The sequence below is a fragment of the Roseibium sp. FZY0029 genome (assembly GCF_036350355.1).
Taxonomy (GTDB): domain Bacteria; phylum Pseudomonadota; class Alphaproteobacteria; order Rhizobiales; family Stappiaceae; genus Roseibium.
In genome coordinates this window covers 753977-779857 of the sequence record NZ_JAZDVZ010000001.1, presented here as the reverse complement: position 1 = coordinate 779857, position 25881 = coordinate 753977, and the positions used below count along the sequence as shown (strand labels likewise).

Here is a 25881-nt window from a genome sequence, read left to right as displayed (position 1 = left end):
GGTCTTTCGAAGGTCGCGGCTGACACTGGATCAGACCGCGGGATCGATCCGTTTCAGGTTCTCGGGGAAAGGTCGCCACGGCACGTGTCATCTGGCCGGGTTCAGGGAAAAGGCCGGGCTGGCTTGCCGCTGAGGGAGAGGAGAGGGCGGTTGGCTGGCCTGGCATTTGTCACTCCGGTCTCCCGGAGGGCCTGTCTAATCCGAAACCAGAGGACGCGATTTCCGGTTCCGTTTCGATCAGGCATTGCCTTGATAGGAAAACATGAGTATGAGTGTCAAGTATAAAGTTGAGTTGGAAACTCATCTTTTAAATCCGATGTCCCACTGCTCCTGTAACAAGCTGATTTTTTGAACAGTTTCAGGAGCGACATAAAGGCCAAGGACCGAATGCGCGCTATGACACCGACCGCCAACAGCCAGAAACACCGCCTCTCCCTGGGTACCAGCAGCCGCGCCTCGCGCGCCTTCGCGGCCACGCCGCCGCGCGAGGTCAAATCGGAACTCGACACCCGCGACCTGTTCAGCGGCCAGCGCCAGATCCAGATCCGCCACAACGACGAAACCTACCGTCTGTCCATCACCAAGCAGGGCAAATTGATTTTGACGAAGTGATCAATCGGGTCCTGGAACCCCGCGAAAGCGAGGATTCAGGACCCGTCATCGCACTGATGATGGAGTGGCGATCGCCCGGGGCTCCAGGGTCCCGGCTCTCCGCTACACGTCAGCCGGGAGGAGACCAAAATCTCTGTGTCACGCCCCGAAAATCGCCACGGGTTTGCCGACACCGCGCAGGGCGTGTTCGCCCATGGCGCTGAGGTTGGACCGAAGGTCGCCGGATAGGGCGTTCCGCACAGGTTCGGTCAGAAGCAGGGCGCGGCCGAGGGGCTTGCACAGGGATTCCACCCGGCTGGTCTCGTTGACGGCGCGGCCGATCACGGTGAAGTCGAGCCGTTCCTCGCCGCCGACATTGCCGAAAAAGACCTCTCCCCGGTGAAGGCCGATGCCGATCTTCAGCGGGTGCCAGTGAACAGGGTCCGGAAGCTCTTCAGGCGGATTGAGGTTCAATTCGTCGATGGCTTCCAGCGCTGCCCTGGCAGCCTTCATGGCCGCATTGGCGGCCGCTGTTTCTCCCAGGGTTTTCTGATCGAACACCGCAAGAATCCCGTCGCCCATGAATTTAAGGATATCGCCACCGTTGTTGAGAACGGCGTCCGAGATACGGTCGAAATAGGCGTTCAGGATCGCGGTCACTTCCGGTCCGCTCAGCCGGTCGGCTAGCTGGGTGAAGCCGCGCATGTCTGCCATGAAGACGACGGCCGTGATCGCCTCGCCGTCGCCACGCTTGATCTCGCCGTCCAGCACGCGCTGTCCCGCGATGGGGCCGAGATAGGTGTCGGCAACGTTGCGGGCGATGCGCTGGACGATATGGCGTTCGATATGGAGGGCCAGCAGGTCGATCAGAGTGCGGATCAGGTCCTTCTCCTGCTGGTTCAAACCACCTGGCTTGCGGGTCGCCAGGGTCATGGCATTGTGTTTTTCGTGCGAGGAGCTGAGCGGCAGGGCGACATAGGCCGTGTATCCCTGGTCGGCGAGCTCCCGCATCAGGGGGGCGGAATTCGCCCCCTCGACACTTTCCAGGTTGACCCTGATGGTCTGCCCTTCGTTGATGACGTGAAACAGCGGATTGCGGGTAAAGGCTTCCGACTTGGGCGCGTTTGCATCCGCAGCAACCTCGTCACAAAACTTGTCCTGGCTGTTCCAGACCCATGAAAAACCGATGACACGGGGGTGCAGCGTGCCGATGTGCAGCGTCGCCCGGTCAATGGCGACCCCTGCGGCCTTGCAGCGCCACATGAACTCCTCGAACATCAGCATGACATCATCGATCCGGGTCGCCTCATGCAGGAGCCACGATTTCAATTCGTCGATGCTGAGCGTTTCCGGCGCACAGGCGGGACCTCTGCGGGAGCGTGCCGTCAGATAGATGTAGGGCGCGTAGGTGCGCGGGGATGGATCCAGAAAGGCTTTGTTCATCGGGGCTCCGTGAGACGGCTTAACGTAATATCTCGGGCGCCGGCGAGCAAACTTCAATCGGCAAAATACCGAATGGTAGAAAACGCCTTGAAACGGCACGGGGGATAAGGAGAAAACAGGGGAGGGTACACTCCGTCCCTCCCTCCCTCCCTCTCGACGGGGCTTCCCGCTTCGTCGGGATAAGAGCGGAAGGTCTACCGAAAACGAGCTGCACGTCAGCCGTGTCCGTCACCTCCCGAGGAACCGCGTGAGCAGCGCCTCGAAAGATGGTTTGCCGGGCCGGGGAAGGCGGCGATTTAGAACGCCGCCTCGACACCGCCCATTTCGACATAAACGCTCTTCGTCTGGCTGTAATATTCGATCGCCGCATGGCCGTTTTCGCGGCCGATTCCCGACTTCTTGTAGCCACCGAAGGGCATTTCGATCGGGGTCAGATTGTAGGTGTTGATCCAGCAAGTGCCGGCCTGCAACTGGTCGATCACCCGGTGCGCCCGCTGAATGTCCTTGGTGAATACGCCTGCGGCAAGGCCGAATTCCGTGTCGTTGGCACGGGCGACGACATCGTCCTCATCGGTGAAGTCGAGAACGCTCAGAACTGGGCCGAAAATTTCTTCGCGGGCAATGCGCATGTCATCCTTCACGTCGGCAAAGACAGTCGGCTGCACGAAATAGCCGTCCGGGAAGCTGGCGACCGAGGCCGTGCCGCCACCGCAGACCAGACGGGCGCCTTCGTCCTGGCCGATCTTCATGTAATGGAGCACTTTGTCGAGCTGCTGTTTGGACACCAACGGACCGATGTTGGTTTCCTCGTCCAGCGGATCGCCCAGCACCGCATTGGCGGTGCGTTCCGCAAGCCGCTTCAGGAAGGCTTCCTTGATCGCCTCGTGAACGAACACGCGCGTGCCGTTGGAGCAGATCTGACCGGTTGAGTAGAAGTTGGCGTTGATGGCAGCGGACACTGCGTTTTCAATGTCCGCATCGTCAAAGACGATCAGCGGCGACTTGCCGCCGAGTTCCAGCGTTGTCTTCTTAAGGTGTTCACCGGCAAGGGCCGCCACCTTTGCGCCCGTGGGAACGGAGCCGGTGAGGGAAATCTTGGCAATTGCCGGGTGGGCCACCAGCTTCGCGCCGACGTCGCCAAAGCCCTGCAGCACGTTGAAGACACCGTCCGGCAGACCGGCCTCGGTAAAGGCTTCGGCAAGCTTCAGCGCGCTCAGCGGGGTGACTTCCGACGGCTTGAAGATCATCGCGTTGCCGCAGACGAGAGCCGGGGCCGCCTTCCAGCAGGCGATCTGGATCGGATAGTTCCAGGCACCGATGCCGAAGCAGATGCCGAGCGGTTCGCGCTTTGTGTAGGCGAAGGAGCCGCCCAGATCTATATGTTCACCCGTGAGTGTCGCAGCCAGACCGCCGAAATACTCCAGACAGTCGGCACCGGAAGCCGCGTCGGCAATCAGGGTTTCCTGCAAGGGTTTGCCGGTATCCAGCGTTTCCAGAATGGAGAGTTCGCGGTTCTTCTCGCGCAGGATTTCCGCCGTACGGCGCAGCACCCGGCCGCGCTCGGCAGGAGGCGTTGCTGCCCAGATCTTCTGGCCTTCCTGAGCGGAGCGGATTGCCGCTTCAATCACCGCATCGTCGGCGGCGTGGAGCCGGGCAATCGCTTCACCGGTTGCAGGATAAAGCGAGTCGAAAGGTGTGCCGCTCTGGCTCTCGGCATATGAGCCGCCGACATAATGGGACGCTTGCGGTTGGGCGCGCATGGGTTGGCTCCTTGATTTCTATCTGCCCTGGTTTGCCAGAAGTCTGGTCTGCCAGAGGTCAGCGTTGGCTTGTTTCCCACTCCGGGTGGATCCACGGTTCCTGGTTTGACGCGGGAAGCGGGGTTTTGCCCAGAATATGGTCCGATGCCTTTTCCCCGACCATAATCGAGGGCGCATTCAGATTGCCATTGGTGATTTGCGGAAAGATGGAACTGTCGGCGACACGCAGGCCATCGACACCGATGACCCGGCATTCCGGATCGACCACGGCCATGGCATCGTCCTTGGCCCCCATCCGGCAGGTGCCGCAAGGGTGATAGGCGCTTTCCACGTGTTCGCGGATGAAGTCGTTAAGCGATTCATCGCTTTGCACATCGTCGCCCGGCTGGATTTCCTTGCCGCGATAGGGGGCGAAGGCTTCCTGGCCGAAGATCTCGCGGGTCAGACGAATGCAGGTGCGGAAGTCCTCCCAGTCGTCGTCGTGAGACATGTAGTTGAACAGGATCGACGGCTTGGCCTTCGGATCACTGGAGGTCAGCTTGACCCGGCCGCGCGACTTGGAGCGCATCGGCCCGACGTGGGCCTGGAAACCGTGACCTTCCGCGGCCGCCTGGCCATCGTAACGCACGGCAAAGGGCAGGAAGTGATACTGGATGTCCGGATATTTCACGCCTGCCTTGGAACGGATGAAGGCGCAGCTCTCGAACTGGTTCGAAGCGCCAAGGCCCTGCTTCAGGAACAGCCACTGCGCCCCGATCACCGCCTTGGAGAACAGGTTCCAGTGCTTGTAGAGCGTGATTGGCTGCGTACAGGCCTGCTGAAGATAAAGTTCCAGATGGTCCTGAAGGTTTGCGCCAACACCCGGCCGGTCGGCCACGACATCGATCCCCATTTCAGCCAGGTGCGACGCCGGACCGATGCCAGACTGCATCAGGATCTTCGGCGAGTTGATGGAAGACGCCGACAGGATCACCTCGCGCGCGGCCTTGGCCTCGCGGATTTCACCGCCGGTTTCGAATTCCACACCGACCGCGCGCTTGTCCTCGATCAGGACGCGGCGCACCAGGGCGCCTTTCACAAGGGTTAGGTTGCCGCGCTTGAGGGCCGGTTTCAGATAGGCGTTTGCAGCGGACCAGCGGCGGCCGCGATGGACCGTCATTTCCATGTCGCCGAAGCCTTCCTGACGCTCGCCGTTGTAATCGGCCGTCACGCCGTAACCGGCTTGTTCTCCAGCTGTCTTGAAGGCATTGAACAACGGGTTCCACTTGGTTCCGCGCTGGACGTGCAGCGGGCCGTCCGTGCCGCGCCAGTCCTCCTGGCCGCCATGGCTGTGTTCCTGGCGCTTGTAATAGGGCAGTACGTGGCGATACCCCCAGCCGCTCGCACCCATCTCTTCCCAGGTGTCGAAGTCGCAGGCGTGTCCGCGCACGTAGACCATGCCGTTGATCGAGGACGACCCGCCGATAACCTTGCCGCGCGGGGTCGCCAGGCGCCGCCCGCCCAGGTGGGGCTCCGGTTCGCTGGCATAGCCCCAGTCGTAGAGCGGCATGTTCATCGGATAGGAAAGGGCGGCAGGCATCTGGATGAGCGGACCGACGTCCGTGCCGCCGAATTCCAGCACAAGCACCCTGTTGCCGGGGTCTTCGGACAGGCGGTAGGCCATGGCGCAGCCGGCGGATCCGGCCCCGACGATGATGAAGTCGAACTGGTCGCTCATGTTGATCCTAGTTGCTCAATTCTTGGTGATGCGCCCCAGGTGGACGGCAATCTGGGTTTCCACATAGTCTTCGACCAGGGCGATGGCGGCCGAGCGGTTGGGCTTGCCGTCGCGCAGCGCTTGCCGGATCCACACCCCGTCGATCATCGATGCGGTACCCTCGGCAATCCGGCGGGCCTCGTCCTGGGGCATGAAGGCCCGCAGGTTGTGGGTCAGGTTCGAGGCCAGCCTTGCGGCATAGATATTCAGAAGACGGCTGTTGCTGTCGGTGGTGCGCGACTGGACATAGAACGCGAGCCAGGCTGCAATCACCGCAGGCTGAAACTGGTCGACCGCAAAATTGCCGGCGATGATTGCGGAAATCCGCTCCCGCGGGGTTTCCGCCTTTTCGAGGCTTTCGCGGATCGCGCGGCCGAGTTCTGTCAGGAGATGGCGCATGGTGGCGGCCAGCAACTGGTCCTTCGAGCCGAAATAGTGATGCACAAGCCCGCCGGAGACGCCCGCGCGCTTGGCGATCTGCGCCATGGTCACGTCGCTGTAGCCACGTTCGTGTATGGCATCGACTGTCGCGTCAATCAGACTGCGCCGCCGCTCTGCTTCCATTCCGACCTTTGGCATTTTTACCTCCGACACTTGGTGAGAGAAGAATTCGGCTTGGCTTGCCGACCTTTGATCTGGCGTTGGCAACTCCGGCCAAGCACAAGTCCGCTCGCCCATCGTCACCATCTTGGTGCAGCAGCGTCAACGTGAATGAATAGCCCTTCTCAGAGCCTTTCGTTCCGCCTTGCCGAGGTCATCTCACACCCGAGTTTTATTTTTAATTGATCAGTCAATCAATGAAAACTTGCATTTTTTTCTCGTGGATGTTTGGATCATGGTTAGGCAGTCTGTGGGCAAAGGAACTTCCGGACGGTAGAAACATTTCTGATCCACGCTCTGCAAAGAAACGAGAAACAAGACTTTCCATAGGAGGTATGCATATGAAAGTAGCAGCGAAACTCGCTGGAGGCCTGGCGCTCGGGCTGATGCTCACAGGAACCGCCCTGGCGAACGAGCCGGAAAGCTGTCAGACCGTTCGTTTCTCGGATGTGGGCTGGACGGATATTACCGCAACGACCGCAGCGACCTCCGTCGTGCTGGAAGCGCTCGGCTACAAGCCGGATGTCAAGCTTCTGTCCGTGCCCGTGACCTACGCGTCGCTGAAAAACAAGGACATCGACGTCTTCCTCGGCAACTGGATGCCGACCATGGAAGGCGACATCAAGAATTACCGTGAGGACGGCTCTGTCGAAACGGTCCGTGCAAACCTGGAAGGCGCGAAATACACGCTGGCCGTTCCGGAATACACCTATGAAAAAGGCCTGAAGAGCTTCCAGGACATCGCCAAGTTCAAGGACGATCTCGACGGCAAGATCTACGGCATCGAGCCGGGTAACGATGGCAACCGCCTGATCATCGGCATGATCGATCAAAACCTCTTCGACCTCGAGGGCTTCGAAGTTGTTGAATCCTCCGAGCAGGGCATGCTGGCGCAGGTCGCCCGTGCAAACCGCCGCGATGCCGACATCGTCTTCCTTGGCTGGGAACCGCACCCGATGAACGCCAATTTCAAGATGAAGTATCTTGAAGGCGGCGATGATGTCTTCGGCCCGGACTACGGCGGCGCAACCGTCTACACGAACGTGCGGGCAGGCTACGTAAAGGAATGCCCGAACGTCGGCAAGCTGCTGGAGAATCTTGAATTCTCGCTGCCGATGGAAAACGAGATCATGGGTAAGATCCTGATCGATGGCGAAGACCCCAACAAGGCGGCAGCCGCCTGGCTGAAGGAACATCCGGCAACCTTCGAAAACTGGCTCGTCGGCGTGAAGACCTTTGATGGCGGCGACAGCTTCGCGGCCGTCAAGAGCGCTCTTGGCCTCTAACGTCTCTTGTGAAGTGGACGCCGTCGCTTGCGGCGGCGTCCTTTTTCGTGGCAACAGGATTCACAAGGGGGCTCACGTTGGAGTGGCTGACTGAACAAAAAATCCCGATCGGCAGTTGGGCGAAAGCCGGGGTCGATTGGCTAACCGACAACGCTTACTGGTTGTTCGACGGCATTTCCGCCTTTCTCTTGACGATCATCGACGGGATCTTGTGGGTGCTTCAGGCGCCGCCTGCTCTTGTGATGGTCGCCATCTTTGTCGCACTGGCCTATTTCGTTCACCGCACGATCACGTTCGCAGCCCTTGTCGCGGTCGCCCTGTTGCTCATCATCAATCAGGGCTACTGGGAAGAAACGACGGAAACCCTGGCTCTGGTCGTGGCTTCGACGATCGTCTGCATGGCGATCGGTGTGCCGATCGGCGTTGTTGCGGCACATCATCCGCGCGTCTACGCCGTTCTGCGTCCTGTTCTCGACCTGATGCAGACACTGCCGACCTTCGTTTATCTGATCCCGGCGCTCATCCTGTTTGGCCTCGGCATGGTGCCCGGCCTGATCGCGACCGTGATCTTTTCCATTCCAGCGCCAATCCGGCTCACGCAGCTCGGTGTGTCATCGACGCCCACTTCGCTCCTGGAAGCCGGAAAGGCCTTTGGCGCGACGAACTCACAGCTTCTCTGGAAAATCGAATTGCCTTATGCACTGCCACAGATCATGGCCGGGCTGACGCAGACCATCATGCTGTCCCTGTCGATGGTGGTGATCGCCGCGCTTGTTGCTGCCGACGGTCTCGGGGTTCCGGTGCTGCGGGCACTGAACACGGCCAACGTCGCGCTCGGCTTTGAGGCGGGCGTCTGTATCGTCCTGATCGCTATCGTTCTCGACCGTTTCTTCCGCACACCGTCTGGAGGCAAGAAGAAATGAGCGATGCAACCAAGACACCCGTCGTCACCTTCAGAGATGTCGACATCGTCTTCGGCGAAAAGCCGCAGTCGGCTCTGCCGCTGATCGACGCCGGCAAGACTCGGCAGGAAATCCAGGCGGAAACCGGTCAGATCCTCGGCGTTGCCGGTGCGACCTTCGATATCCATGAAGGCGAAGTGATCGTGTTGATGGGCCTGTCCGGCTCAGGCAAGTCCACGCTGCTGCGCGCGGTCAACGGCCTCAACCCCGTTATCCGGGGCGAAGTGCAGGTGCATGATGGCAAGCGCTACGTCAATCCGGAAACCTGCCCCGAAAACGACCTTCGCGAACTCCGCCGGCACCGGATCGGCATGGTCTTTCAGCACTTCGGTCTGTTGCCATGGCGCACGGTGGCGGAAAATGTCGGCTTCGGCCTAGAGCTGGCGGGCATGCCCGCAAAGGAAAGAGCGGCCAAGGTCGAGGCACAGCTCAAACTGGTCGGCCTCACCGGTTGGGGTGAAAAGCAGGTGCACGAACTTTCCGGCGGCATGCAGCAGCGTGTTGGCCTTGCCCGTGCCTTTGCAACCGACGCGCCTCTTCTGCTGATGGACGAACCGTTCTCGGCGCTCGATCCGCTCATCCGCGACAAGCTGCAGGACGAGCTGCTCGATCTGCAGAAGGAACTCAACCGGACGATCATCTTCGTCAGCCACGATCTCGATGAAGCCGCCAAGATCGGCTCACGCATCGCGATCATGGAAGGCGGACGGGTGATCCAGCTCGGCACATCGCAGGAGATCGTCAAGACGCCGGCAACCAACTATGTCGCCGAATTCGTCAGCCACATGAATCCTCTCAACGTGCTGCGCGCCCGCGACATCATGGTGCCCCCCGGCAGCTTGCCGGGCTCGCTCGCCAGCGGCCTGACCTGCGATCCCGAAGCCTCGGTTCGCGAAGTCGCGAAGCTGAAAAAATCCAGCAAGGATCCCGTTGTCGTGAAGGCAAATGGCTCCATCGTCGGCGTCATCGGCGAGAAGGAACTGCTGGACTGCATGGCGTAAGGCGTGCGGGGCAAAACGAAGGCGGTTCAACCCGGTGACCGTCATCCTTCGAGACGGACCTGAAGGTCCTCCTCAGGATGAGGGCGGATATCAGACTGCAGGCAAGCGTATTAGAAGACTGGCTGCCAAGCCGCAAAACAGAACAAAAAACGGGGCCGAAGGGCCCCGTTTTTCTTTGGTCGATCCGCGCCAGCCGTCGGCAGACGGAGGCAGCAGTCTGAGACCTTAGAGCAGCTCGAGCTGAGCAGCCTGCTTGCCGCGGCCGCGACGGTCGTCTTCGGCAACGAAGGAGATCTTCGCGCCTTCGACGGGCGTACCGATACCGGCCTGCTCGAATGCGGTGATGTGGACGAACACGTCCTTGGAACCGTTTTCCGGAGTGATGAAGCCGAAGCCACGGTCATGGTTGAAGAATTTAATGGTGCCGTTCTCGCGCATGGAGAAACCTTTCCGCTGGTTGGATGCGCCATCCCGTTACCGGCTGGCGCGGATAAACGAGAAGTCAACAAGAAACGGAAAGCTTGGAAATTCAGAGCAGCGCTTGATGGAGCCCTGCCGAAGTCAGTCTAACCGGGTCTTTCGTCAGTCCCGTACGGCACAACGCGTACCGATGAATAATAATGTAGGTCCAGCCGGGCCCTACGGCAAGCGAAAGATTTTTGCAGTGGTCAAACCGAGGCCATAAAGCCGGTAAATCGTGCTCGGGTGACAAAGTGACAGCATGTGACACCAGTCACAGAGCCCGACCGGGGGGCGGGTTAAGTTCGTTTCATGAGTTGAGGCGGACAGCAGGGCCTCACGACACAGGAAGGGACACCGTCATGTTCAAGAAGTTCGCAGTTACCGCCTCCGCGCTGGCTCTTGTTGCCGGCGTTACTTTGACCTCTCAGGCAACGCCTGCCCATGCCGCCAAGGGCTGGCAGGTCGGTGTCGGTGTCGCCAGCGGTCTGGCCGCCGGTGCCATCCTGGGGTCGGCTCTTTCCCAGCCGCGTTATGTGGCTCCGCCGCCGGCCTATTACCCGGCCCCGCCGGCCTACTATCCGGCTCCGGCCCCGGTCGTCTACCGTCCGGCTCCCTGGAGCCCGGCCTGGTACAATTACTGCAGCCGCAAGTACCGCTCGTTCAATCCGAACACCGGTTACTTCCTGTCCTACTCCGGGCAGTACCGCTTCTGCCAGTAAGGCAGTTTCCATCTTCGCCGGGCGCAACGGGCCTCAACGGGCCACCGGCCACTCCCTGCAAGGTCTTCCTCCCACCTTGCAGGGAGTTTTTTGTCTGAGTGTCGCACGAAGCCTGGAAGCTTTGATGGCCGCAAGTTCGAGGCCCGCTTCCTAAGGCGTTATGCGTTTTGCTGCGCGCATCGTTGTTTCAAGCTGGTTGAGAAAGCGCGAGCGGTCGGCCTTCGTGAAGCCCGGGCCGCTTTCGCGGATCTCGCCGATTTCACGCAGATGCGTGTTGAGATCGCGCATCGCAAGGCGCATGCCGATGGCATCCTCCCGGAACGGTTTGCCCGTCGGTCCGATGACAAGCGCACCTGCCTTCACGCAGCGTGCTGCCAGCGGCACGTCGGCGGTCACCACCACATCGCCTGCCACGGCCCGTTCCGCGATCCAGTTGTCAGCTTCGTCCGGCCCTTCGGGCACAACTACCCGTTCGATGAGATCACCTTCGGGAAGCCTCATCCAGCTGTTCGAGACGAACTTTATCTGTACATTGTGGCGCTCGCCCACGCGAACGGCTTCATCCTTGACCGGGCAGGCGTCTGCATCGATGTAGAGCACGGTCATGTTGCTTGTTCCTGTTTCGAACTTTGGAGATAGGCCGCAATGCCCTCTGCCGCCCGCGCGCCTGTCGCAAAACAGGCCTGCAGCAGATAACCTCCCGTCGGTGCTTCCCAGTCCAGCATTTCACCGGCTGCAAAGACGCCTGGCATCTTCCGGAGCATCATCCCGTCATCCAGTTCGTCCAGGGCAATGCCTCCGGCGGACGATATCGCCCGGTCGATGGAATAAGGGGCGGTCAGGACAACAGGAACAGACTTGATGCGCCGCGCAAGGCTTTCGGCCTCCGGCGGAATATCGCCGGTTTCGCGCAATAGCGCCAGTTCCACCGGACTCAGCCGCAGGGTCTTCTTCAGGAAGGTGGCTGCGGACTGCTTGCCGCGGGGTCTTGAGAGTTTTGCAGCCAGTTCGTCTATCCGGGACTGCGGCCGCAGGTCAATTTCCAACGTCGCCGAGCCGGTGCGCTCGATCGTCTCGCGCAGTTCTGCGGACAGGGCATAGACCGCGCCGCCTTCAAGCCCCTGCGCAGACAGGACCGCTTCTCCGGGAACTTTCTTGCCGTCATGGGACAGGGCGATGCGCTTCAGCGGCGTGCCGGCGAAGCGTTCTTTGAGATAATCGCTCCAACGGGTCTGAAAGCCGCAGTTAGCCGGTTGGAACCGGTTGATGCAGATGCCGCGCTCTTGCAGCATTGGCACCCATGCGGCATCTGTGCCGAGTTTCGGCCAGCTCGCACCGCCAAGTGCCAACAGGCAGGCGCGCGCGGAAAGGGACTGCGTGCCTCCGTTTCCGTCCGTGTTGGCCTCAGCATCATCTCCATTCGATGTGAAGATCCGAAGCGGTCCATGCCCTTCGATGCCGCACAACGCGTGCCGTGCCAGCAGGCGGACGCCGTTCCCGTCCAGCCGGCGAAGCCAGGCGCGCAGCAGGGGAGAGGCCTTCATCGATTTTGGGAACACACGGCCACTGCTGCCGACAAAGGTTTCTTCGCCCAGGCCTTCGCACCAGCTTCGCAGCGCTTCTGGAGAAAGGTCCTTGATCATGGGCGCCAGAAAGGGTTCTGCCTGCCGGTAGCGTGCCAGGAAAGCGGTCAGGTCTTCGCTGTGGGTCAGGTTCAGGCCACCGCGGCCAGCCATCAGAAATTTGCGCGCGGGCGAGGGCATGCGGTCAATCACCGCCACGCTATACCCTTTTTCGGACAGGCGCTCCGCAGCAAAAAGACCGGCCGGACCGGCACCGGCAATCAGGACGTCGAACATGCGGCCTTATAGTTCAAGGCGGGGCTCAATGACCACACCGGATTTTCGCCAGGACCATGTGTGAGAGTCTCGGATTTCTGCAAGTATTTGTTATGAGTCTCATGAGATTATCGTAGAGGGGGCGTACCTGCGGAAGTTTTTCTTGCGGGTCTGCTTCTTGAGAAAGGAACCGTGAATGGAAAAAAACACGGACCTGGTAGTCGTTGCCGATCCGGATAAAGAGGTTCAGACGGGCTTTGAACGCCTGTTTGGCACTCACATGAGGGTTGTATGCTTCTCTGAAACGGAAACTGCCCTACAGTTTCTGAAGCAAAACCATGGTGCGGCGGTTGTTTTCTCCAGTTTCAACCTACCCGGCCGCGGAGGTATTGCCTTTCTGCGGGCTGCCGAGACCATAGCCCCGCAAGCCGCGCGGGTCATGCTGACCCGGGAAACCTCGGCCGAGGCCATCAAGAGAACCCTCAATGAAGGCCACGCCTTCATGTATCTGGAAAAGCCCTGCAAGCCGGCGGATCTCGCTAGCGCCATGGAAACGGCGCTCTCCCATCATGTTCAGCTCGCCAAGGACCGGGCGCTGCTGGAGCGCACTTTGGCCGGCTCGGTCAAGCTGCTCATCGATATGCTGGCGCTGTTCCACCCGGAAGCCTTCCGTCGCACGACGACAGTCCGCAAACAGGCCTTGCGGCTGGCCAAGCGTCTTGGCATGAAAAAGACTTGGGAGCTGGAAATGTCGGTGATGCTGTCACCGCTCGGCGAAGCGTTGCTGCCGAAACAGATCATCGCCCGCTACCGTGCCGCCCGCAGCCTGACAGAGCAGGAGCGCAACATACTGGACCGATCGCCTGTCCAGACCCGGGACCTTTTGAAGAACATTCCGCAACTGGAAAAAGTATCGGAATACCTGTTCCTGTCAGGCCGCGGCTTTGACGGGTCGGGTTTTCCCAAGGATGGGCCCACGGGCAAGGAAATCCCGATGATCGCCCGCATTCTCAAGCTCCTGACGGATCTCTGGTTTGCCAGCCCGGAAAGCGGCCCGGACGCGGCGGCCTTCGAGGCGCTCACCATCAACAAGCGCAAATACGATCCGATGCTGCTGGATCTGGCCAGGGACACGTTGCTGGACAACGTCCCGGAAGAACGCAAGAAGCTCGTTGCCGAATGCTACATCCGCTCGCTACGGCCCGGTGATGTGCTGATCGACGATGCGTTGACCGAAAACGGGCACGAACTGGTTCTGTCCCGCGGACATATGCTGACGCCAACCACCATCCGGCGGCTGGAGCATTTCAACCAGGCGGCAGGTGTGCGCCAGCCAATCCGCGTCGAGCGCCATTCTGCCTCGGAAGAGGTTCTGAGCGACACGGCCTGAGAACAGCGTGGGCGGGTGGCTGGGGAACAGTGTGAAAGCGTCAGTCTGTCTTCGACTTGTCCAGCAACTCGGCCTCATAGGCCTTCGCGACGCGCAGGAAGCGGGCGTGGGCGTAGTTCATGGCCAGGATAAAACCCCACCAGCCGTATTTGCGGTACTTGCGCACGAAATAGGCCTTGAGGAAGCTCACCGGAAATTCGGTCAGGAGGCGGCTTCTCGGCAACTTGCGGCCACGGACGCGCATGTCGTCCACCTGCATGCCGGAATAGCGATTGTATTTGCCGACCTGAAAATCCAGTGACCGGATCGACCGGTGCGCCATGATGCCGGAGAGGTTCGCGATGCGCGCGCCGTCTCCGGGGCGCACCGTGTCATGCACGGTCGAAGCGGAAAACCGGCCCTTGCGTCGGTCGTAGAGGCGGATCTGATGATACCCGTAGGCCCAGGGGGCAGGGGTGGTTTCATGGGCATAAAGATCGCGGATCATAATGCGCCAGCCATCGGCGTCCGCGTAGCTGCCGTCTGCGAATTTGGCTTTGATTTCTGCCGCCAGATCCGGCGTCACCTCTTCGTCTGCATCCAGATTGAGCAGCCAGTCGTTGCGGCACAGGTCTTCGCCGAACCGCTTTTGCGGACCGTACCCAGGCCAATCGTTGTGAACGACCCGCGCCCCGAGTTTTTCGGCCACGGCCACCGTTTGGTCGGTGGATCCGCTGTCGATGACAATGACCTCGTCCACCCAGCCAATGACACTTTCGATCGGCCGGGCGATCCGGTCGGCCTCGTCACGGGCGATGATGAAAACGGAAAGGGGCAGGCGGTCGGTCATGAACGGTCCGGCTTTGCTTACGGGATGTGGCCGGAAAAGCTCCGGCGCGACTATTTAGCCGTGCCGGAGCCTGAATTGAAGGCGGGAAATCAGGATTTCACGCGAGCAAACAGTGCATCGAGGCCTTGAAGCGCGATCGTGGCACCTTCCAGCGTGCCACTGAAGCCCGGCGCATCGAGGTTTTCCAGCTCAAGTCCGTTCAAGGTGACGGTGGCCGGCTTGGTGCCGAGGTTGAAGGCACACAGAACGGTTTCACCCTGATGGCTGCGGGTGAAGACCAGCGTGTTGTCCTGGCTGTCCAGAAACACCATGTCGCCCTTCTTCAGGGGCTCATGGGACTGCCGCCAGGCGTAGAAGGCCCGGTTCCGGTTGAGGATGGAGGTTTCGTCCTTGTCCTGTTCGAAGGCAGCAAGGGCCAGATGGTCCTGGGGGACAGGAAGCCACGGCTCGGCTTCGGAGAAACCGGCGTTGGCGTTGTCCTTGACCCAGGGCATGGGCGTCCGGCAGCCGTCACGGCCCTTGTATTCCGGCCAGAAACGGATGCCGTATGGATCCTGCAGCTTCTCGAACGGGACATCGGCCTGTGGCAGGCCCAGTTCCTCGCCCTGGTAAAGGCAGGGGGTGCCGCGCAACGAAGCGCAGAGCGCGGTCTCAAGCGGTGCGAACCGGGCAATGTCCAGATCCTCACCCCAGCGGCTGGCAACGCGCTTCACATCATGGTTCGACAGGGCCCAGGAGGCCCAGCCGGAGCCGATGCCGGCGTTCATCTCTTCCACGATCTTGCGGATGTAGGGTGCAGAATGTTGAGGCGTCAGCAGGTCGAAGCTGTAGGCCATGTGAATGCGCTTGCCCGCTTCCGTATAGGACGCAGTCAGTTCCACCGCCTGTCCGTCGGCGCCGATCTCGCCCACAGACGTTGCACCCGGATATTTGTCCAGGAGCGCCCGCAGTTTCTCCAGAAACAGCAGGTTTTCCGGCTGGGTCTTGTCGTAGAGGTGGTCCTGATAGCCGTAGGGGTTGGTCGGATCGACGGTGGACGGCATTTCAGTCGCGCTCAGGGGCGGATTGTCCCGGAGCTGCTTGTCGTGGAAATAGAAGTTCACCGTATCGAGGCGGAAACCGTCTACGCCCCGGTCGAGCCAGAATTTGGCAGCGCCAAGCACAGCGTCCTGAACGTCCGGGTTATGGAAGTTCAGATCCGGTTGGCTGGTCAGGAAATTATGCATGTAATACTGGCACCGGCGGCTGTCCCACTCCCAGGCAGGACCGCCGAAGATCGACAGCCAGTTGGTCGGCACGGTGCCGTCCGGCTTGGCGTCGGCCCAGACGAACCAGTCGGCCTTGGCATTGTCCCGCGAAGAGCGGCTCTCGACAAACCAGGGGTGCTGGTCGGAGGTGTGCGAAATCACCAGGTCGATGATCACCTTGAGGCCGCGTGCGTGGGCGGCGGCCAGCATCCGGTCGAAATCGGCAAGCGTGCCGAACATCGGGTCGACATCTTCGTAGTTGGAGACATCGTAACCGAAGTCGTCCATCGGCGAGGTGAAGAAAGGCGACAGCCAGATGGCGTCGACTCCCAGCGAAGAGATGTAGTCCATCCGATCGCAGATGCCGTTCAGGTCGCCGATGCCATCGCCATTGGTGTCGTTGAAGGAGCGGGGATAGATCTGATAGATCACCGCCCCACGCCACCAATCCGGGTCTTTGATCATGTTTGCTGGCACATCAGCCTCCAGGCCCGTTTCGGCTTCTTCGAACATTGCCGGGTGTCTCCGTTCCGCTTCTGAGGCGGTCTTATGGGGTTTCAAAGCGCTTTGAATGGCTATATCCAGCGCCTTCTCAGGTCAAGTGAACAGTCATGAAAAAGTCGTGCGGCAACCGCTTTCGGTAAGCGATGTGTGAATTGCGTCGCACATGACCGTCAGGAAGCAAGGAGCACATGCAAAAACCGGCCCTGCGAGGCAGGACCGGTTGAGCGACTGAAAAGGAACGAAAAAGGATTTTGTCCGGAACGCGTTCTACCTATACCGCTTAAGTGACAGGCATATGACCGTCTGCCTCGCCTTCCTGGCAAAACGCAGTAAGGCAGCGCCATGCCGGCAGCGCCGCTGGCGACCGCTTTATCTCTTTGGACTAATGCAATTAAGCTAATGAAATAAAATAGGAAAAAATTTTGTTATGACGTTTAGGTCAGTTTCTTCTTGCAAAGCAACATGGAAGCTGGAACTGTCCAGGCACACAGAACTTACGTAAGATGGAGGAGCTCCGATCCGGACCAGCGGTCCGGCGGAAATCCTTATCAATCTTGCAGGCATGAACCTGGAGGAAGTGTCATGACGGCAGCCATGGTGGGTTGGGCACACATGCCCTTCGGCAAGCATTCGGAAGAGACGGTTGAAAGCATGATCGTCAAGGTGGCGGTCGATGCCATCAAGGACGCCGGCATCGAGCCGGGGGATGTCGACGAGATTTTGCTCGGCCATTTCAATGCCGGTTTCTCCGCACAGGACTTCACCGCGTCGCTGGTGCTGCAGGCCGATCCGGCCCTGCGCTTCAAACCGGCAACCCGCGTTGAAAACGCCTGCGCCACCGGCTCTGCCGCCGTGCATCAGGGTGTACGTGCCATTGCATCGGGCGACGCGCGCTTCGTGCTTGTTGTCGGTGTCGAGCAGATGACCACGACGCCCGGTCCGGAAATCGGCAAGAATCTGCTGAAGGCCTCCTACTTGAAGGAAGAAGGGGACATCCCGGCAGGCTTCGCCGGTGTCTTCGGCAAGATCGCCGATGCCTATTTCCAGAAATATGGCGACCAGTCAGATGCCCTGGCCAGGATCGCGGCGAAGAACCACAAGAACGGTGTCGGCAACCCCTACGCCCAGATGCGCAAGGATCTCGGTTTCGACTTCTGCCGCGCAGAGTCTGAAAAGAACCCGTTTGTCGCCGGTCCGCTGAAGCGCACCGACTGCTCGCTGGTGTCCGACGGTGCCGCCGCCCTCGTCCTGACCGATCCGGCAACGGCACTCGGCATGAAAAAGGCCGTTGCCTTCCGCGCGCATGCCCATGTTCAGGATTTCCTGCCCATGTCGAAGCGCGACATCCTGAAGTTTGAAGGCTGTTCCAAGGCCTGGGGCCAGGCGCTCGGCGATGCCAACCTGGCGCTGGATGACCTCTCCTTCGTCGAGACCCACGACTGTTTCACCATTGCAGAGCTGATCGAATATGAAGCCATGGGCCTCACCAAAGAAGGCGAGGGCGCCCGCGCCGTGCTGGAAGGCTGGACGGAAATGGGTGGCAAACTGCCGGTCAATCCCTCTGGTGGTCTGAAGGCCAAGGGGCATCCGATTGGTGCCACCGGTGTTTCCATGCACGTGCTTACCGCCATGCAGCTGACTGGCACCGCCGGCGAAATCCAGGTAAAGAACGCCGAGATCGGCGGCATCTTCAACATGGGTGGTGCCGCGGTCGCGAACTTCGTCTCTGTACTGCAGGCGATGAAGTAATCGTTATAGTTGTATTTAATGAGTTCCAGAAGAGGGCGAGAAAACGCCCTCTTTGCCTTTTTGTTGAAAATGAAAGTAGTTTTTAGATAAAATATACTCGTAAAAACATGCGTAGTGTTCACCTGAATTAATTGTTTGAAAAACTTATATAATCAAGTTGTTACCCAGAGTAACGCATCGGCAGGGGGCAGGTGCGGCATAAACTGGGTTTACCATGTCCGTTTTTAATAACCTGAAATCAAAAATGATCGCAGTGCTGGCGGTTCTGTTTGTTGTCGCAACGGCACTGAGCCTGGGCACAATCCGCAATCTGGGTGTGCTTGAGGAAAATGCAGGGAACCTGCGCAAAGAAGCGGAAACCTTCGCTACCGACGGCGTGAACCTGGCCATTTCCTTGCAGAAGATGCAGTTCGACATCGTCCAGGTGCAGCAGTGGCTGACGGACATATCCGCCACGCGGGGTCTCGATGGCCTGAACGACGGGTTTGAACTTGCTTCCACCTTCTCCAACAGCTTCAAAAGCGAAAGTGCTGCGGCAATCGCCCTGGCCAAAAAACTCGGGTATACGGATCTCGCTGGCAAGATTGAGGACGTTCAAGGGAAATTCCCGTCTTACTACCTCGCCGGAAAAGCGATGGCGGAAGCCTATGTCGCGGGCGGTCCGGAGCAGGGCAACAAGCTCATGGGGTCTTTCGATGGCGAAGCTGAAAGCCTGACGACTGCATTGGAAGCCGCCCTTGAGCTTCATCAGGATCATCTGGAAACGGAGCGGGCCGAGCTGGCAACCGAAGTGGCAAGCTATCGGAGTGCGACCCAGAATGCCGACATGATGACCTACGCCAACCTTGGGGTTATTGTAGTGGCGCTGGTCGCTGCCGGTTTCTTCATCATGCGTTCCGTCATCCTGCCACTCGGATCTTTTGCCGAGGCGGTGGCCCGGCTTTCGAAGGGCGACTATGGCATTCACCTTTCCGAATGCGAGCGGACAGATGAAATCGGACAGCTCGCAAATGCGATCAACGTCCTGCGCGACGGTGCTTCCGAGCGCGAAGAACTTGTAAACGCGCAAAAGGCGGAAGACGAGGCGCGCATTCTGAGAATGCGGCAGCGTGAGGAGCTCACAGCTTCCTTCCGCAGCAGCGTATCGTCGCTCATCGTTGATGTAACAGGCACCATGTCGCAGCTTGAAGATACTGCGACGGTTCTGATCGGCGTGGCCAGCGACACCACTATGCATTCCGATGGGGCTGCCTCTTCCTCCAATTCGGCCCTGCGCCATGTCGAAGCCGTCGCTTCCGCCGCAGAAGAACTTTCCGTTTCGATCGAGGAAATCAACCAGCGCGTGGCTTCCACATCCGCGGTTGTTTCCGAAGCTGCGGAAACCACCAGCCTGACCAATGAAAAAGTCGCGACCCTTTCGTCGGCGGCTCAGGAAATCGGCGAAGTCGTCCAACTGATCCAGACCATCGCCGAACAGACCAACTTGCTGGCTCTCAACGCCACCATCGAGGCCGCTCGCGCGGGTGAGGCCGGGAAAGGTTTTGCGGTCGTGGCTTCGGAAGTCAAGGAACTGGCGAACCAGACGGCAAAAGCCACGGAAAGCATCACGCAGCAGATTGTGGCCATTCAGGAGGCGACCACGGATGCGGCCCATTCGATCCAGCAGATCACGGATATCATGGAGAATGTTACAGCCGAAACCGCGGCAATCGCGTCTGCTGTGACCGAACAGAGCGCGGCGACCGGTGAAATTGCCCGCGGCGTCAACGAGGCATCCATCAGCACCAGGACCGCAAGCGACAGCGTGTCTGGCATGAAGGAAAACGCGGTCCGGTCCAAGGATGCGGCAGGGGAGGTCCGGCAGGCGGTAAACCTGGTTGCAGGGCGCACCCAGACGCTGACCCATCAGATCGAGGATTTCATCAAGTCTTTCGCTGCCTGAGGCAAACCGACATACGCGAGGAAAAGCCAGCGGTATTCGCTGGCTTTTTTTGTTGAGACTCTGGCAATCCCTCACCCAGTTACGAACCAGTGAAACGGAAAGCACCAAACTGAATGTCACGCGATCAGTTGAACAACTTGCCTCAGTCGGCCGCGCTTGCGACTGCTGAATAAAGGTCCGCGTCCGTCAGGTCAGGCGGAGAGACCGGTGCACCGCCGCTTTCGCCAACATAGGTATCCGCGACACCGTAGATGAAGACCCCGCCCGCCTTGCGTGGAACGATAGCGACGCGTTCGATCAACTGGAAATCGCCTGCTTCGCAATTGGCATGGCTTGTGTAGATCGCTTTCCCGTTCTCGTTGATCCGTTCCGAACTGGAGGAAAATCGGCCTTCTGTGCAAGCCTTCTGGCTGTCGGCGACAACAATCGCCATGAGCTCTTCTTCCGATTGATAGCTGCCCACCGGGAAGATATGCGCCACAAGTGTTCGGGCATCGTCGGCGGCAACCGCGTACAAGCCGTTGAGGTCTTCCTCGCGCTGGCCGTCCGGGATCAGCTTCAGCCCGGAAATGCCCGCACTGCCCATAAGGTTGAAGAGAGCCTGGGTGGCTTCGATGGCAAGTTGCGGATCGGCAGCCGCGCTGGTGGCCGGTGCGTCTTCTTTGGCTGGCGCGGACTGGCCGAGGCCACCTTGCGGGCCGGCTGCTGCGGTTGTGCCTGTGCCGGGTGCGGCGCCGTGGCGGGCAATGTTGCGTTCCACGCATTTGGCAAGGCGGGCCATCAGGCGGGACGTTCCTGTCAGGCGGAATTGGTAATCGTAGGTACCGTCCCGCACGTACAGGGTCCGGCCGCGTCGAAACCGGGTGATGATGTAGCCGCCTTGCGGCATCTGCATGCGGGCCAGGTCCTTGGACGTCGCCTTGGCAACGCCGCTCTGCCACGCGCCCCGGTCGATGCGATATTGAAGCGGAATATCCGCACCCACCTTCATGTTCCAGTGCGGGGCTGAAAAGCCGATGGCCCAGTTGTAGGTGGTGTCGACCTGCACATACAGCGTAATGCCGCTTCGATAGTTTGCCGATGCGACACAGGTCGTAAACGCGCCAGTCTGATCGTCTGTAAAGGCGCTTCCGTTCCAGCTGCCGACACGGAAACTGTCGACGATGGCAGCGTGACCAATTCCGAGGCCGCTGAGGAACAAAAGTCCTGCAGCAACCAATAAGTGAACGAGACGCATCATACCCCCCCCAGATGCCACAGCGGCCGGTTCCAGCCGCTTGGAAAGGCTAAGTGATTTCCGCTGCGGCAGCAAGAAGGGCGCCCTTCGCAAAAGACTTCATGCCTTTTCATTTGCAGCGCATCGCTCTGGGCAGACAGCCGGGAATTGAAATTGGTCAAACCAGACGATTGCAAAAAACTATTCCGCTTCTGTTTCCAGCTTTGAAATCCGGTGCCCGGCGCTGGGCCGGGCAGCCGATTACATTAGACCCATCAAACTGGGACTGGAGACCCTGACGATGGCAAGCCGCAGCGGCGACACTCTGAAAACACTGAAAAAGCCGGAAGACCGGCTCGATGTGTTCCCGGCCTTCATGAAGGTGGCCGGCCGGCGTGTGCTTGTTGTGGGCCACGGCGGCGAAGCCGCCGCGAAAGTCCGTCTCCTTGGGGAAACCAATGCCCGGATCGTGGTCGTTTCCAGAACCATCGAACCGGACCTCCAGGATGCTGTCAGCCTATTCGAGGCTGAGCATCTTGCCGAAGATTTCCAGCCTGCTCATCTGAACGGTGCTGCCCTGGTGTTCTCCGCCCGCGAAGACTGGGACCTCGACCAAGCGGTTGTCGATGCGGCCCGCGCGGCGGGCGTTCCGGTCAATGCCGTCGACAAGCCGGAGCTTTGCGACTTTTACACCGGTGCGCTGGTCAACCGTGCGCCGATAGCGGTGGCGATTACATCTACAGGCGTGGGTCCAGTTCTGTCGCGTCACATCCGTGCGCGCATCGAAGCCATGCTGCCGCGTTCCACCGGCGAGCTGGCGCGTCTTGCCGAGAGTTTTCGCGACGCCGCCACCAAGGTGATCCGCGATGGCGGCCTGCGCCGCAGCTTCTGGGCACGCTTCTTCTCCGGTTCGGTCGCAACCAATCTTTATGCCGGCAAGACTGATGTCGCCCGCTCCGAAGCGCAGCGGCTGCTGAATTCGATGGCGGACGAGCCTGGATTTGTCTGGCTGGTTGGGGCCGGTCCGGGCGCGGAAGACCTGTTGACCCTGCGCGCGCAGCGCCTGCTGCAGGAAGCCGACGTCATCGTTCATGATGCGCTGGTGCCGGCAAATGTCGTTGCAATGGGCCGCCGCGACGCGGAACGCATTTCCGTCGGCAAGCGCAAGGGCGCTCATTCCGTGCCGCAGTCCGAAATCTGCGAGCTTCTCGTCGAGCTTGGCCGCAAGGGGCTGAAAGTCGTGCGCCTGAAAGCGGGTGACCCGATGATCTTCGGCCGGGCGGCGGAAGAAATGGACGCGCTTCGCGAAGGGGGCGTCGGCTTTGAAATTGTTCCTGGCGTCACTGCAGCCTTCGCTGCGGCAGCTTCGGCCCAGATCCCGCTCACATTGCGTGGGGTCGCCTCCAACCTGGTTTTCGCAACCGGCCACAATGCCAAGTCGGAAACCCTGCCGGATTGGGCGGGGCTCGCGCTCAAGGGTGCGACGGTGGCTGTCTACATGGGTCGGTCCGTGGCGGCCGCCGTTGCCGAAAAGATGATCGGTGCCGGCCTGAGACCTGAAACGCCGGTTGCCGTGATCGAGAATGCGGCACACCCGGACGAACGCCAATTTGCCGGAACCCTGTCCGAACTCGCGGTTCTGGAAAACCGTGCGGAAATCGACGGACCGGTTCTGATCGTGATCGGCGAGGCCGTGGGCCATGCCGCAATGGACAAGGCCGAACCCCTGGCGCCGCAGCTTGCCGCCCGGGTCTTTGCCGCCTGAATCTGAAGAGAGTGGACGCACATGAAAGTCATCACCGCCAACCGCCTTCTGAACGGCGATGTCGTCTGGCTCGCGGAAAACGGGTCCTGGGTCGAGCGCATTGCCCTGGCGAAGGTTTATGACGGCAAGGAAGCCGTTGCCGCGGCCCTGGCAGAAGGCTTTGAGGCCGAGAAAAACCAGAAAGTCGTTGGCGTCTACGAGATGGACGTGACCGTTGAGGACGGCGTCATCGTTCCGGTGCGCCTGCGCGAGAAAATCCGTGCAACCGGCCCGACCACCCATCCGGAACTGGGCAAGCAGGCCCAGGCCGTTTCCGCCTGAGATAACACAAGGGCAGGGCTGCGCCTTCCATGGCAGCGCCCGCTGAGGAGAGATTGAGACATGTACCGTTACGACGAATTTGACGCGAGCTTCGTGAACCAGCGCACCGAGCAGTTCAAGGATCAGGTCCGCCGCCGTCTGGCCGGCGAACTTTCCGAGGACGAGTTCAAGCCGCTGCGCCTGATGAACGGTCTCTATCTGCAGCTCCATGCCTACATGCTGCGCGTCGCCATTCCCTATGGCACGCTCAACGGCCGGCAGATGCGCAAGCTTGCCCATATCGCCCGCACGTACGACCAGAGCTACGGCCACTTCACCACGCGCCAGAACATCCAGTTCAATTGGCCGAAACTGGAAGATACGCCGAAGATCCTGGAAGAGCTGGCAGAAGTCGAGATGCATGCCATCCAGACGTCGGGCAACTGCATTCGAAACGTGACCGCGGACCATTTCGCCGGCGCTGCCGCCGACGAGATCGCTGACCCGCGCCCCTATGCGGAGATCCTGCGTCAGTGGTCGTCGCTGCATCCGGAATTCTCGTTCCTGCCGCGCAAGTTCAAGATCGCCATCACCGGCGCCCCGAACGACCGGGCGGCCGTGCAGGTGCACGACATCGGCCTGCAGCTGGCCCGGAACGAAGAAGGTGAGATCGGTTTCGTGGTGTTCGTCGGAGGTGGTCTTGGCCGTACGCCGATGATCGGCCGCAAGGTGCGCGACTTCCTGCCCGAGGAAGATCTGCTTGCCTATTCGGAGGCGATCCTGCGCGTCTATAACCGCTATGGCCGCCGCGACAACAAGTACAAGGCCCGCATCAAGATCCTGGTTCATGAAACCGGCCTGGACGAACTGAAGGCGGATATCGAGGCCGAGTTCGAAAAGATCCGTTTCGGCGTGCTGCGTCTTCCGGACGAGGAAGTCCGCCGTATCGAAGCCTACTTCGCACCGCCTCCGCTGGAAGTGGGCAACGCCACTTCGGATGCCGTTGAGGCCCGCAAGGCAACGGATGCTGCTTTTGCGCAATTCGTGGCTCATAACCTCAACCCACACCGGGTGCCGGGCTACACCTCCGCCACCCTGTCGATGAAACCGATCGGCGGCATTCCGGGTGATGCGTCCGACAGGCAGATGGACGTGATCGCGGAGCTCGCCGAAAAATACGGTCATGACGAGATCCGCATCAGCCACGAGCAGAACGTGATCCTGCCGCATGTGAAACTGGACGACCTGCCGGCACTGTTCGACCAGCTGGTGGCAGCAGAAATCGCCGAAGGCAATGCCGGTCTGATCACCGACATCATCGCCTGCCCGGGCATGGACTACTGCGCCCTGGCGACCGCCCGCTCCATTCCGGTGGCGCAGCGGATCTCTGAACGTTTCGGTGCTGCGGAACGGCAGGCGGAAATCGGCGAGCTGAAGATCAAGATTTCCGGCTGCATCAACGCCTGTGGCCATCACCACGTTGGCCACATCGGCATCCTCGGCCTGGAGAAGAAGGGCGAGGAATTCTATCAGGTGACGCTTGGCGGCTCCGCCAACGAAAACGCGTCCATTGGTGAAATCGTCGGCCGCGGCTTCTCGTCGGAAGAAGTGGTCGATGCCATCGAGAAGCTGGTCGATACCTATCTCGGCCTGCGGACCGGCAAAGAAGAGACCTTCCTGGAAGCTTATCGCCGGGTCGGGGAGGATCCCTTCAAGGAGGCACTTTATGGCGCTGCATGAAACATTCAGCCTGGGTGCTGATCCTGAGTTGGGCTTGCAGGCGGAAGTCGCCGCCCTCAATGCCCAGTTCGAGGACGCTACCGCGGACGACGTTCTGAGAGCGGCCATCCGCCACCAGTTTGCCGGTGGCATTGCCATGGTCTCCAGCTTCGGCGCAGATTCCGCCGTGCTGTTGCACATGGTTGCCCAGATCGATCCGTCGACACCGGTGATCTTCATCGACACGGTCAAGCTGTTTCCGGCAACGCTGCTGTACCGGGACGAGCTGATCGCGAAACTGGGTCTGACAGATGTTCGCACCCAGAAGCCGAACAAGGACGAACTGTCCAAGGAAGATCCGGCTGGCATGCTCTGGATGAGCGACACCGACGCCTGCTGCCACATCCGCAAGGTGGTGCCGCTGGCCGAGGCCCTGAATGGGTTTGAAGCCTGGATTTCCGGCCGCAAGCGGTTCCAGAGCGCGAGCCGCTCCAGCCTGGAGTTCTTCGAGATCGATGAAGGCCGGGTGAAGGTCAATCCGCTTGCGGACTGGACGGCTGCCGAAATTCTGGACTATGCCAAGACCCACGATTTGCCGCCGCATCCGCTGGTCGCGCAAGGCTACCCCTCTATCGGCTGCTTGCCCTGCACCAGCAAGGTTGCCCCCGGCGAGGACCCCCGGTCCGGACGGTGGCGCGGCCAGGACAAGACGGAATGCGGCATTCACTGGCCAACCCATGGCAAGGAAGTTGACGGCAGCGGTATCTGACCGCTGCCGGTAAAGGATTTTGAGGACGCAAAG

The 25881-nt window shown here is 60.2% G+C and carries 23 protein-coding genes; 13 read left to right on the top strand and 10 right to left on the bottom strand.

Features of this window, described 5'->3' with window-relative positions; all coding sequences use genetic code 11:
• Nucleotides 1-396 precede the first annotated feature (396 nt).
• The gene (gene hemP / locus V1T76_RS03560) at nucleotides 397-612 is read left to right on the top strand and encodes a hemin uptake protein HemP (protein WP_330559229.1); all 216 of its coding nucleotides are present in this window, start codon (nucleotides 397-399) and stop codon (nucleotides 610-612) included.
• Between the two features lie 138 nt (nucleotides 613-750).
• Here the strand turns inward: hemP and V1T76_RS03555 are convergent, their stop codons facing one another.
• The 4 genes from V1T76_RS03555 to betI all read right to left on the bottom strand — a co-directional run bounded on the left by V1T76_RS03555 (nucleotide 751) and on the right by betI (nucleotide 6129).
• Nucleotides 751-2034, bottom strand: a complete 1284-nt coding sequence (locus V1T76_RS03555) for an adenylate/guanylate cyclase domain-containing protein (protein WP_330559228.1) — start codon at nucleotides 2032-2034, stop codon at nucleotides 751-753.
• Between the two features lie 296 nt (nucleotides 2035-2330).
• Nucleotides 2331-3794, bottom strand: a complete 1464-nt coding sequence (gene betB / locus V1T76_RS03550) for a betaine-aldehyde dehydrogenase (RefSeq protein ID WP_330559227.1) — start codon at nucleotides 3792-3794, stop codon at nucleotides 2331-2333.
• Between the two features lie 58 nt (nucleotides 3795-3852).
• Nucleotides 3853-5511, bottom strand: coding sequence for a choline dehydrogenase (gene betA, locus V1T76_RS03545; RefSeq protein WP_330559226.1), 1659 nt, complete (start codon nucleotides 5509-5511; stop codon nucleotides 3853-3855).
• A 15-nt stretch (nucleotides 5512-5526) separates the two neighbouring features.
• Nucleotides 5527-6129 carry a transcriptional regulator BetI gene (betI, locus tag V1T76_RS03540; protein ID WP_330559225.1) on the bottom strand — a complete coding sequence of 201 codons (603 nt, stop codon included), beginning with the start codon at nucleotides 6127-6129 and terminating at the stop codon, nucleotides 5527-5529.
• Between the two features lie 362 nt (nucleotides 6130-6491).
• Here betI and V1T76_RS03535 point away from each other — a divergent pair, with 362 nt between their 5' ends.
• From V1T76_RS03535 to choV, 3 genes are all read left to right on the top strand, one after another.
• Nucleotides 6492-7436 (top strand): choline ABC transporter substrate-binding protein, encoded by a 945-nt coding sequence (locus V1T76_RS03535; RefSeq protein ID WP_330559224.1) that lies wholly within the window; start codon nucleotides 6492-6494, stop codon nucleotides 7434-7436.
• A 77-nt stretch (nucleotides 7437-7513) separates the two neighbouring features.
• On the top strand, nucleotides 7514-8359 hold the full coding sequence (gene choW, locus V1T76_RS03530) for a choline ABC transporter permease subunit (protein WP_330559223.1): 846 nt from the start codon (nucleotides 7514-7516) through the stop codon (nucleotides 8357-8359).
• Entirely contained in the window at nucleotides 8356-9399 is a 1044-nt protein-coding gene (gene choV, locus V1T76_RS03525) for a choline ABC transporter ATP-binding protein (protein ID WP_330559222.1), read from the top strand. Before choW ends, choV begins: the two co-directional genes overlap by 4 nt.
• Nucleotides 9400-9624: 225 nt before the next feature.
• Here the strand turns inward: choV and V1T76_RS03520 are convergent, their stop codons facing one another.
• The gene (locus V1T76_RS03520; protein ID WP_006934329.1) at nucleotides 9625-9837 is read right to left on the bottom strand and encodes a cold-shock protein; all 213 of its coding nucleotides are present in this window, start codon (nucleotides 9835-9837) and stop codon (nucleotides 9625-9627) included.
• Nucleotides 9838-10220: 383 nt separating this feature from the next.
• Here V1T76_RS03520 and V1T76_RS03515 point away from each other — a divergent pair, with 383 nt between their 5' ends.
• Nucleotides 10221-10580: a BA14K family protein gene (locus V1T76_RS03515; RefSeq protein WP_330559221.1), complete on the top strand. Its 360-nt coding sequence runs from the start codon at nucleotides 10221-10223 to the stop codon at nucleotides 10578-10580.
• 150 nt (nucleotides 10581-10730) lie between these two features.
• Here the strand turns inward: V1T76_RS03515 and V1T76_RS03510 are convergent, their stop codons facing one another.
• Both V1T76_RS03510 and V1T76_RS03505 read right to left on the bottom strand, forming a co-directional pair.
• Nucleotides 10731-11186, bottom strand: coding sequence for a YaiI/YqxD family protein (locus V1T76_RS03510; RefSeq protein ID WP_330559220.1), 456 nt, complete (start codon nucleotides 11184-11186; stop codon nucleotides 10731-10733).
• A complete protein-coding gene (locus tag V1T76_RS03505; RefSeq protein ID WP_330559219.1) occupies nucleotides 11183-12439 on the bottom strand; it encodes an NAD(P)/FAD-dependent oxidoreductase in 1257 nt (418 codons plus the stop codon). The genes V1T76_RS03510 and V1T76_RS03505 overlap by 4 nt, the downstream gene beginning before the upstream one ends.
• A 175-nt stretch (nucleotides 12440-12614) precedes the next feature.
• Here V1T76_RS03505 and V1T76_RS03500 point away from each other — a divergent pair, with 175 nt between their 5' ends.
• Nucleotides 12615-13808: an HD domain-containing phosphohydrolase gene (locus tag V1T76_RS03500; protein ID WP_330559218.1), complete on the top strand. Its 1194-nt coding sequence runs from the start codon at nucleotides 12615-12617 to the stop codon at nucleotides 13806-13808.
• Between the two features lie 40 nt (nucleotides 13809-13848).
• Here V1T76_RS03500 and V1T76_RS03495 read toward each other — a convergent pair whose 3' ends face one another.
• Together V1T76_RS03495 and V1T76_RS03490 are read right to left on the bottom strand one after the other, a co-directional pair.
• Nucleotides 13849-14637: a glycosyltransferase family 2 protein gene (locus tag V1T76_RS03495; RefSeq protein WP_330559217.1), complete on the bottom strand. Its 789-nt coding sequence runs from the start codon at nucleotides 14635-14637 to the stop codon at nucleotides 13849-13851.
• Nucleotides 14638-14726: 89 nt separating this feature from the next.
• Complete coding sequence (locus V1T76_RS03490) at nucleotides 14727-16397, bottom strand: alpha-glucosidase family protein (RefSeq protein WP_330559216.1); 1671 nt, start codon at nucleotides 16395-16397, stop codon at nucleotides 14727-14729.
• A 573-nt stretch (nucleotides 16398-16970) separates the two neighbouring features.
• Between V1T76_RS03490 and V1T76_RS03485 the strand changes: the two genes are divergently transcribed.
• Together V1T76_RS03485 and V1T76_RS03480 are read left to right on the top strand one after the other, a co-directional pair.
• The gene (locus tag V1T76_RS03485; RefSeq protein ID WP_330559215.1) at nucleotides 16971-18137 is read left to right on the top strand and encodes an acetyl-CoA acetyltransferase; all 1167 of its coding nucleotides are present in this window, start codon (nucleotides 16971-16973) and stop codon (nucleotides 18135-18137) included.
• Between the two features lie 214 nt (nucleotides 18138-18351).
• A complete protein-coding gene (locus tag V1T76_RS03480) occupies nucleotides 18352-20079 on the top strand; it encodes a methyl-accepting chemotaxis protein (RefSeq protein ID WP_330559214.1) in 1728 nt (575 codons plus the stop codon).
• 142 nt (nucleotides 20080-20221) lie between these two features.
• Here the strand turns inward: V1T76_RS03480 and V1T76_RS03475 are convergent, their stop codons facing one another.
• The gene (locus V1T76_RS03475; RefSeq protein ID WP_330559213.1) at nucleotides 20222-21319 is read right to left on the bottom strand and encodes a hypothetical protein; all 1098 of its coding nucleotides are present in this window, start codon (nucleotides 21317-21319) and stop codon (nucleotides 20222-20224) included.
• Nucleotides 21320-21369: 50 nt separating this feature from the next.
• On the opposite strand from V1T76_RS03475, the gene V1T76_RS03470 reads away from it, so the two are divergent.
• The 5 genes from V1T76_RS03470 to V1T76_RS03450 are packed head-to-tail and all read left to right on the top strand — an operon-like array spanning nucleotide 21370 to nucleotide 25848.
• Entirely contained in the window at nucleotides 21370-21594 is a 225-nt protein-coding gene (locus tag V1T76_RS03470) for a hypothetical protein (protein ID WP_330559212.1), read from the top strand.
• Between the two features lie 2 nt (nucleotides 21595-21596).
• Nucleotides 21597-23060 carry a siroheme synthase CysG gene (gene cysG, locus V1T76_RS03465; RefSeq protein WP_330559211.1) on the top strand — a complete coding sequence of 488 codons (1464 nt, stop codon included), beginning with the start codon at nucleotides 21597-21599 and terminating at the stop codon, nucleotides 23058-23060.
• 21 nt (nucleotides 23061-23081) lie between these two features.
• The gene (locus tag V1T76_RS03460; RefSeq protein WP_330559210.1) at nucleotides 23082-23381 is read left to right on the top strand and encodes a DUF2849 domain-containing protein; all 300 of its coding nucleotides are present in this window, start codon (nucleotides 23082-23084) and stop codon (nucleotides 23379-23381) included.
• Between the two features lie 60 nt (nucleotides 23382-23441).
• Entirely contained in the window at nucleotides 23442-25100 is a 1659-nt protein-coding gene (locus V1T76_RS03455) for a nitrite/sulfite reductase (RefSeq protein WP_330559209.1), read from the top strand.
• Nucleotides 25087-25848, top strand: coding sequence for a phosphoadenylyl-sulfate reductase (locus V1T76_RS03450; RefSeq protein WP_330559208.1), 762 nt, complete (start codon nucleotides 25087-25089; stop codon nucleotides 25846-25848). The genes V1T76_RS03455 and V1T76_RS03450 overlap by 14 nt, the downstream gene beginning before the upstream one ends.
• Nucleotides 25849-25881 lie beyond the last annotated feature (33 nt).

Bases quoted from the DNA above. Each gene is read 5' to 3' on its own strand.
- hemP (WP_330559229.1), top strand. From the start codon at position 397: ATGACACCGACCGCCAACAGCCAGAAACACCGCCTCTCCCTGGGTACC.
- betI (WP_330559225.1), bottom strand. From the start codon at position 6,129: ATGCCAAAGGTCGGAATGGAAGCAGAGCGGCGGCGCAGTCTGATTGAC.
- V1T76_RS03460 (WP_330559210.1), top strand. From the start codon at position 23,082: ATGAAAGTCATCACCGCCAACCGCCTTCTGAACGGCGATGTCGTCTGG.
- V1T76_RS03455 (WP_330559209.1), top strand. From the start codon at position 23,442: ATGTACCGTTACGACGAATTTGACGCGAGCTTCGTGAACCAGCGCACC.
- V1T76_RS03475 (WP_330559213.1), bottom strand. From the start codon at position 21,319: ATGATGCGTCTCGTTCACTTATTGGTTGCTGCAGGACTTTTGTTCCTC.
- V1T76_RS03490 (WP_330559216.1), bottom strand. From the start codon at position 16,397: ATGTTCGAAGAAGCCGAAACGGGCCTGGAGGCTGATGTGCCAGCAAAC.
- cysG (WP_330559211.1), top strand. From the start codon at position 21,597: ATGGCAAGCCGCAGCGGCGACACTCTGAAAACACTGAAAAAGCCGGAA.
- V1T76_RS03500 (WP_330559218.1), top strand. From the start codon at position 12,615: ATGGAAAAAAACACGGACCTGGTAGTCGTTGCCGATCCGGATAAAGAG.
- betB (WP_330559227.1), bottom strand. From the start codon at position 3,794: ATGCGCGCCCAACCGCAAGCGTCCCATTATGTCGGCGGCTCATATGCC.
- V1T76_RS03555 (WP_330559228.1), bottom strand. From the start codon at position 2,034: ATGAACAAAGCCTTTCTGGATCCATCCCCGCGCACCTACGCGCCCTAC.
- V1T76_RS03535 (WP_330559224.1), top strand. From the start codon at position 6,492: ATGAAAGTAGCAGCGAAACTCGCTGGAGGCCTGGCGCTCGGGCTGATG.
- V1T76_RS03510 (WP_330559220.1), bottom strand. From the start codon at position 11,186: ATGACCGTGCTCTACATCGATGCAGACGCCTGCCCGGTCAAGGATGAA.
- V1T76_RS03505 (WP_330559219.1), bottom strand. From the start codon at position 12,439: ATGTTCGACGTCCTGATTGCCGGTGCCGGTCCGGCCGGTCTTTTTGCT.
- V1T76_RS03520 (WP_006934329.1), bottom strand. From the start codon at position 9,837: ATGCGCGAGAACGGCACCATTAAATTCTTCAACCATGACCGTGGCTTC.
- V1T76_RS03515 (WP_330559221.1), top strand. From the start codon at position 10,221: ATGTTCAAGAAGTTCGCAGTTACCGCCTCCGCGCTGGCTCTTGTTGCC.
- choV (WP_330559222.1), top strand. From the start codon at position 8,356: ATGAGCGATGCAACCAAGACACCCGTCGTCACCTTCAGAGATGTCGAC.
- V1T76_RS03480 (WP_330559214.1), top strand. From the start codon at position 18,352: ATGTCCGTTTTTAATAACCTGAAATCAAAAATGATCGCAGTGCTGGCG.
- V1T76_RS03450 (WP_330559208.1), top strand. From the start codon at position 25,087: ATGGCGCTGCATGAAACATTCAGCCTGGGTGCTGATCCTGAGTTGGGC.
- V1T76_RS03485 (WP_330559215.1), top strand. From the start codon at position 16,971: ATGACGGCAGCCATGGTGGGTTGGGCACACATGCCCTTCGGCAAGCAT.
- V1T76_RS03495 (WP_330559217.1), bottom strand. From the start codon at position 14,637: ATGACCGACCGCCTGCCCCTTTCCGTTTTCATCATCGCCCGTGACGAG.
- betA (WP_330559226.1), bottom strand. From the start codon at position 5,511: ATGAGCGACCAGTTCGACTTCATCATCGTCGGGGCCGGATCCGCCGGC.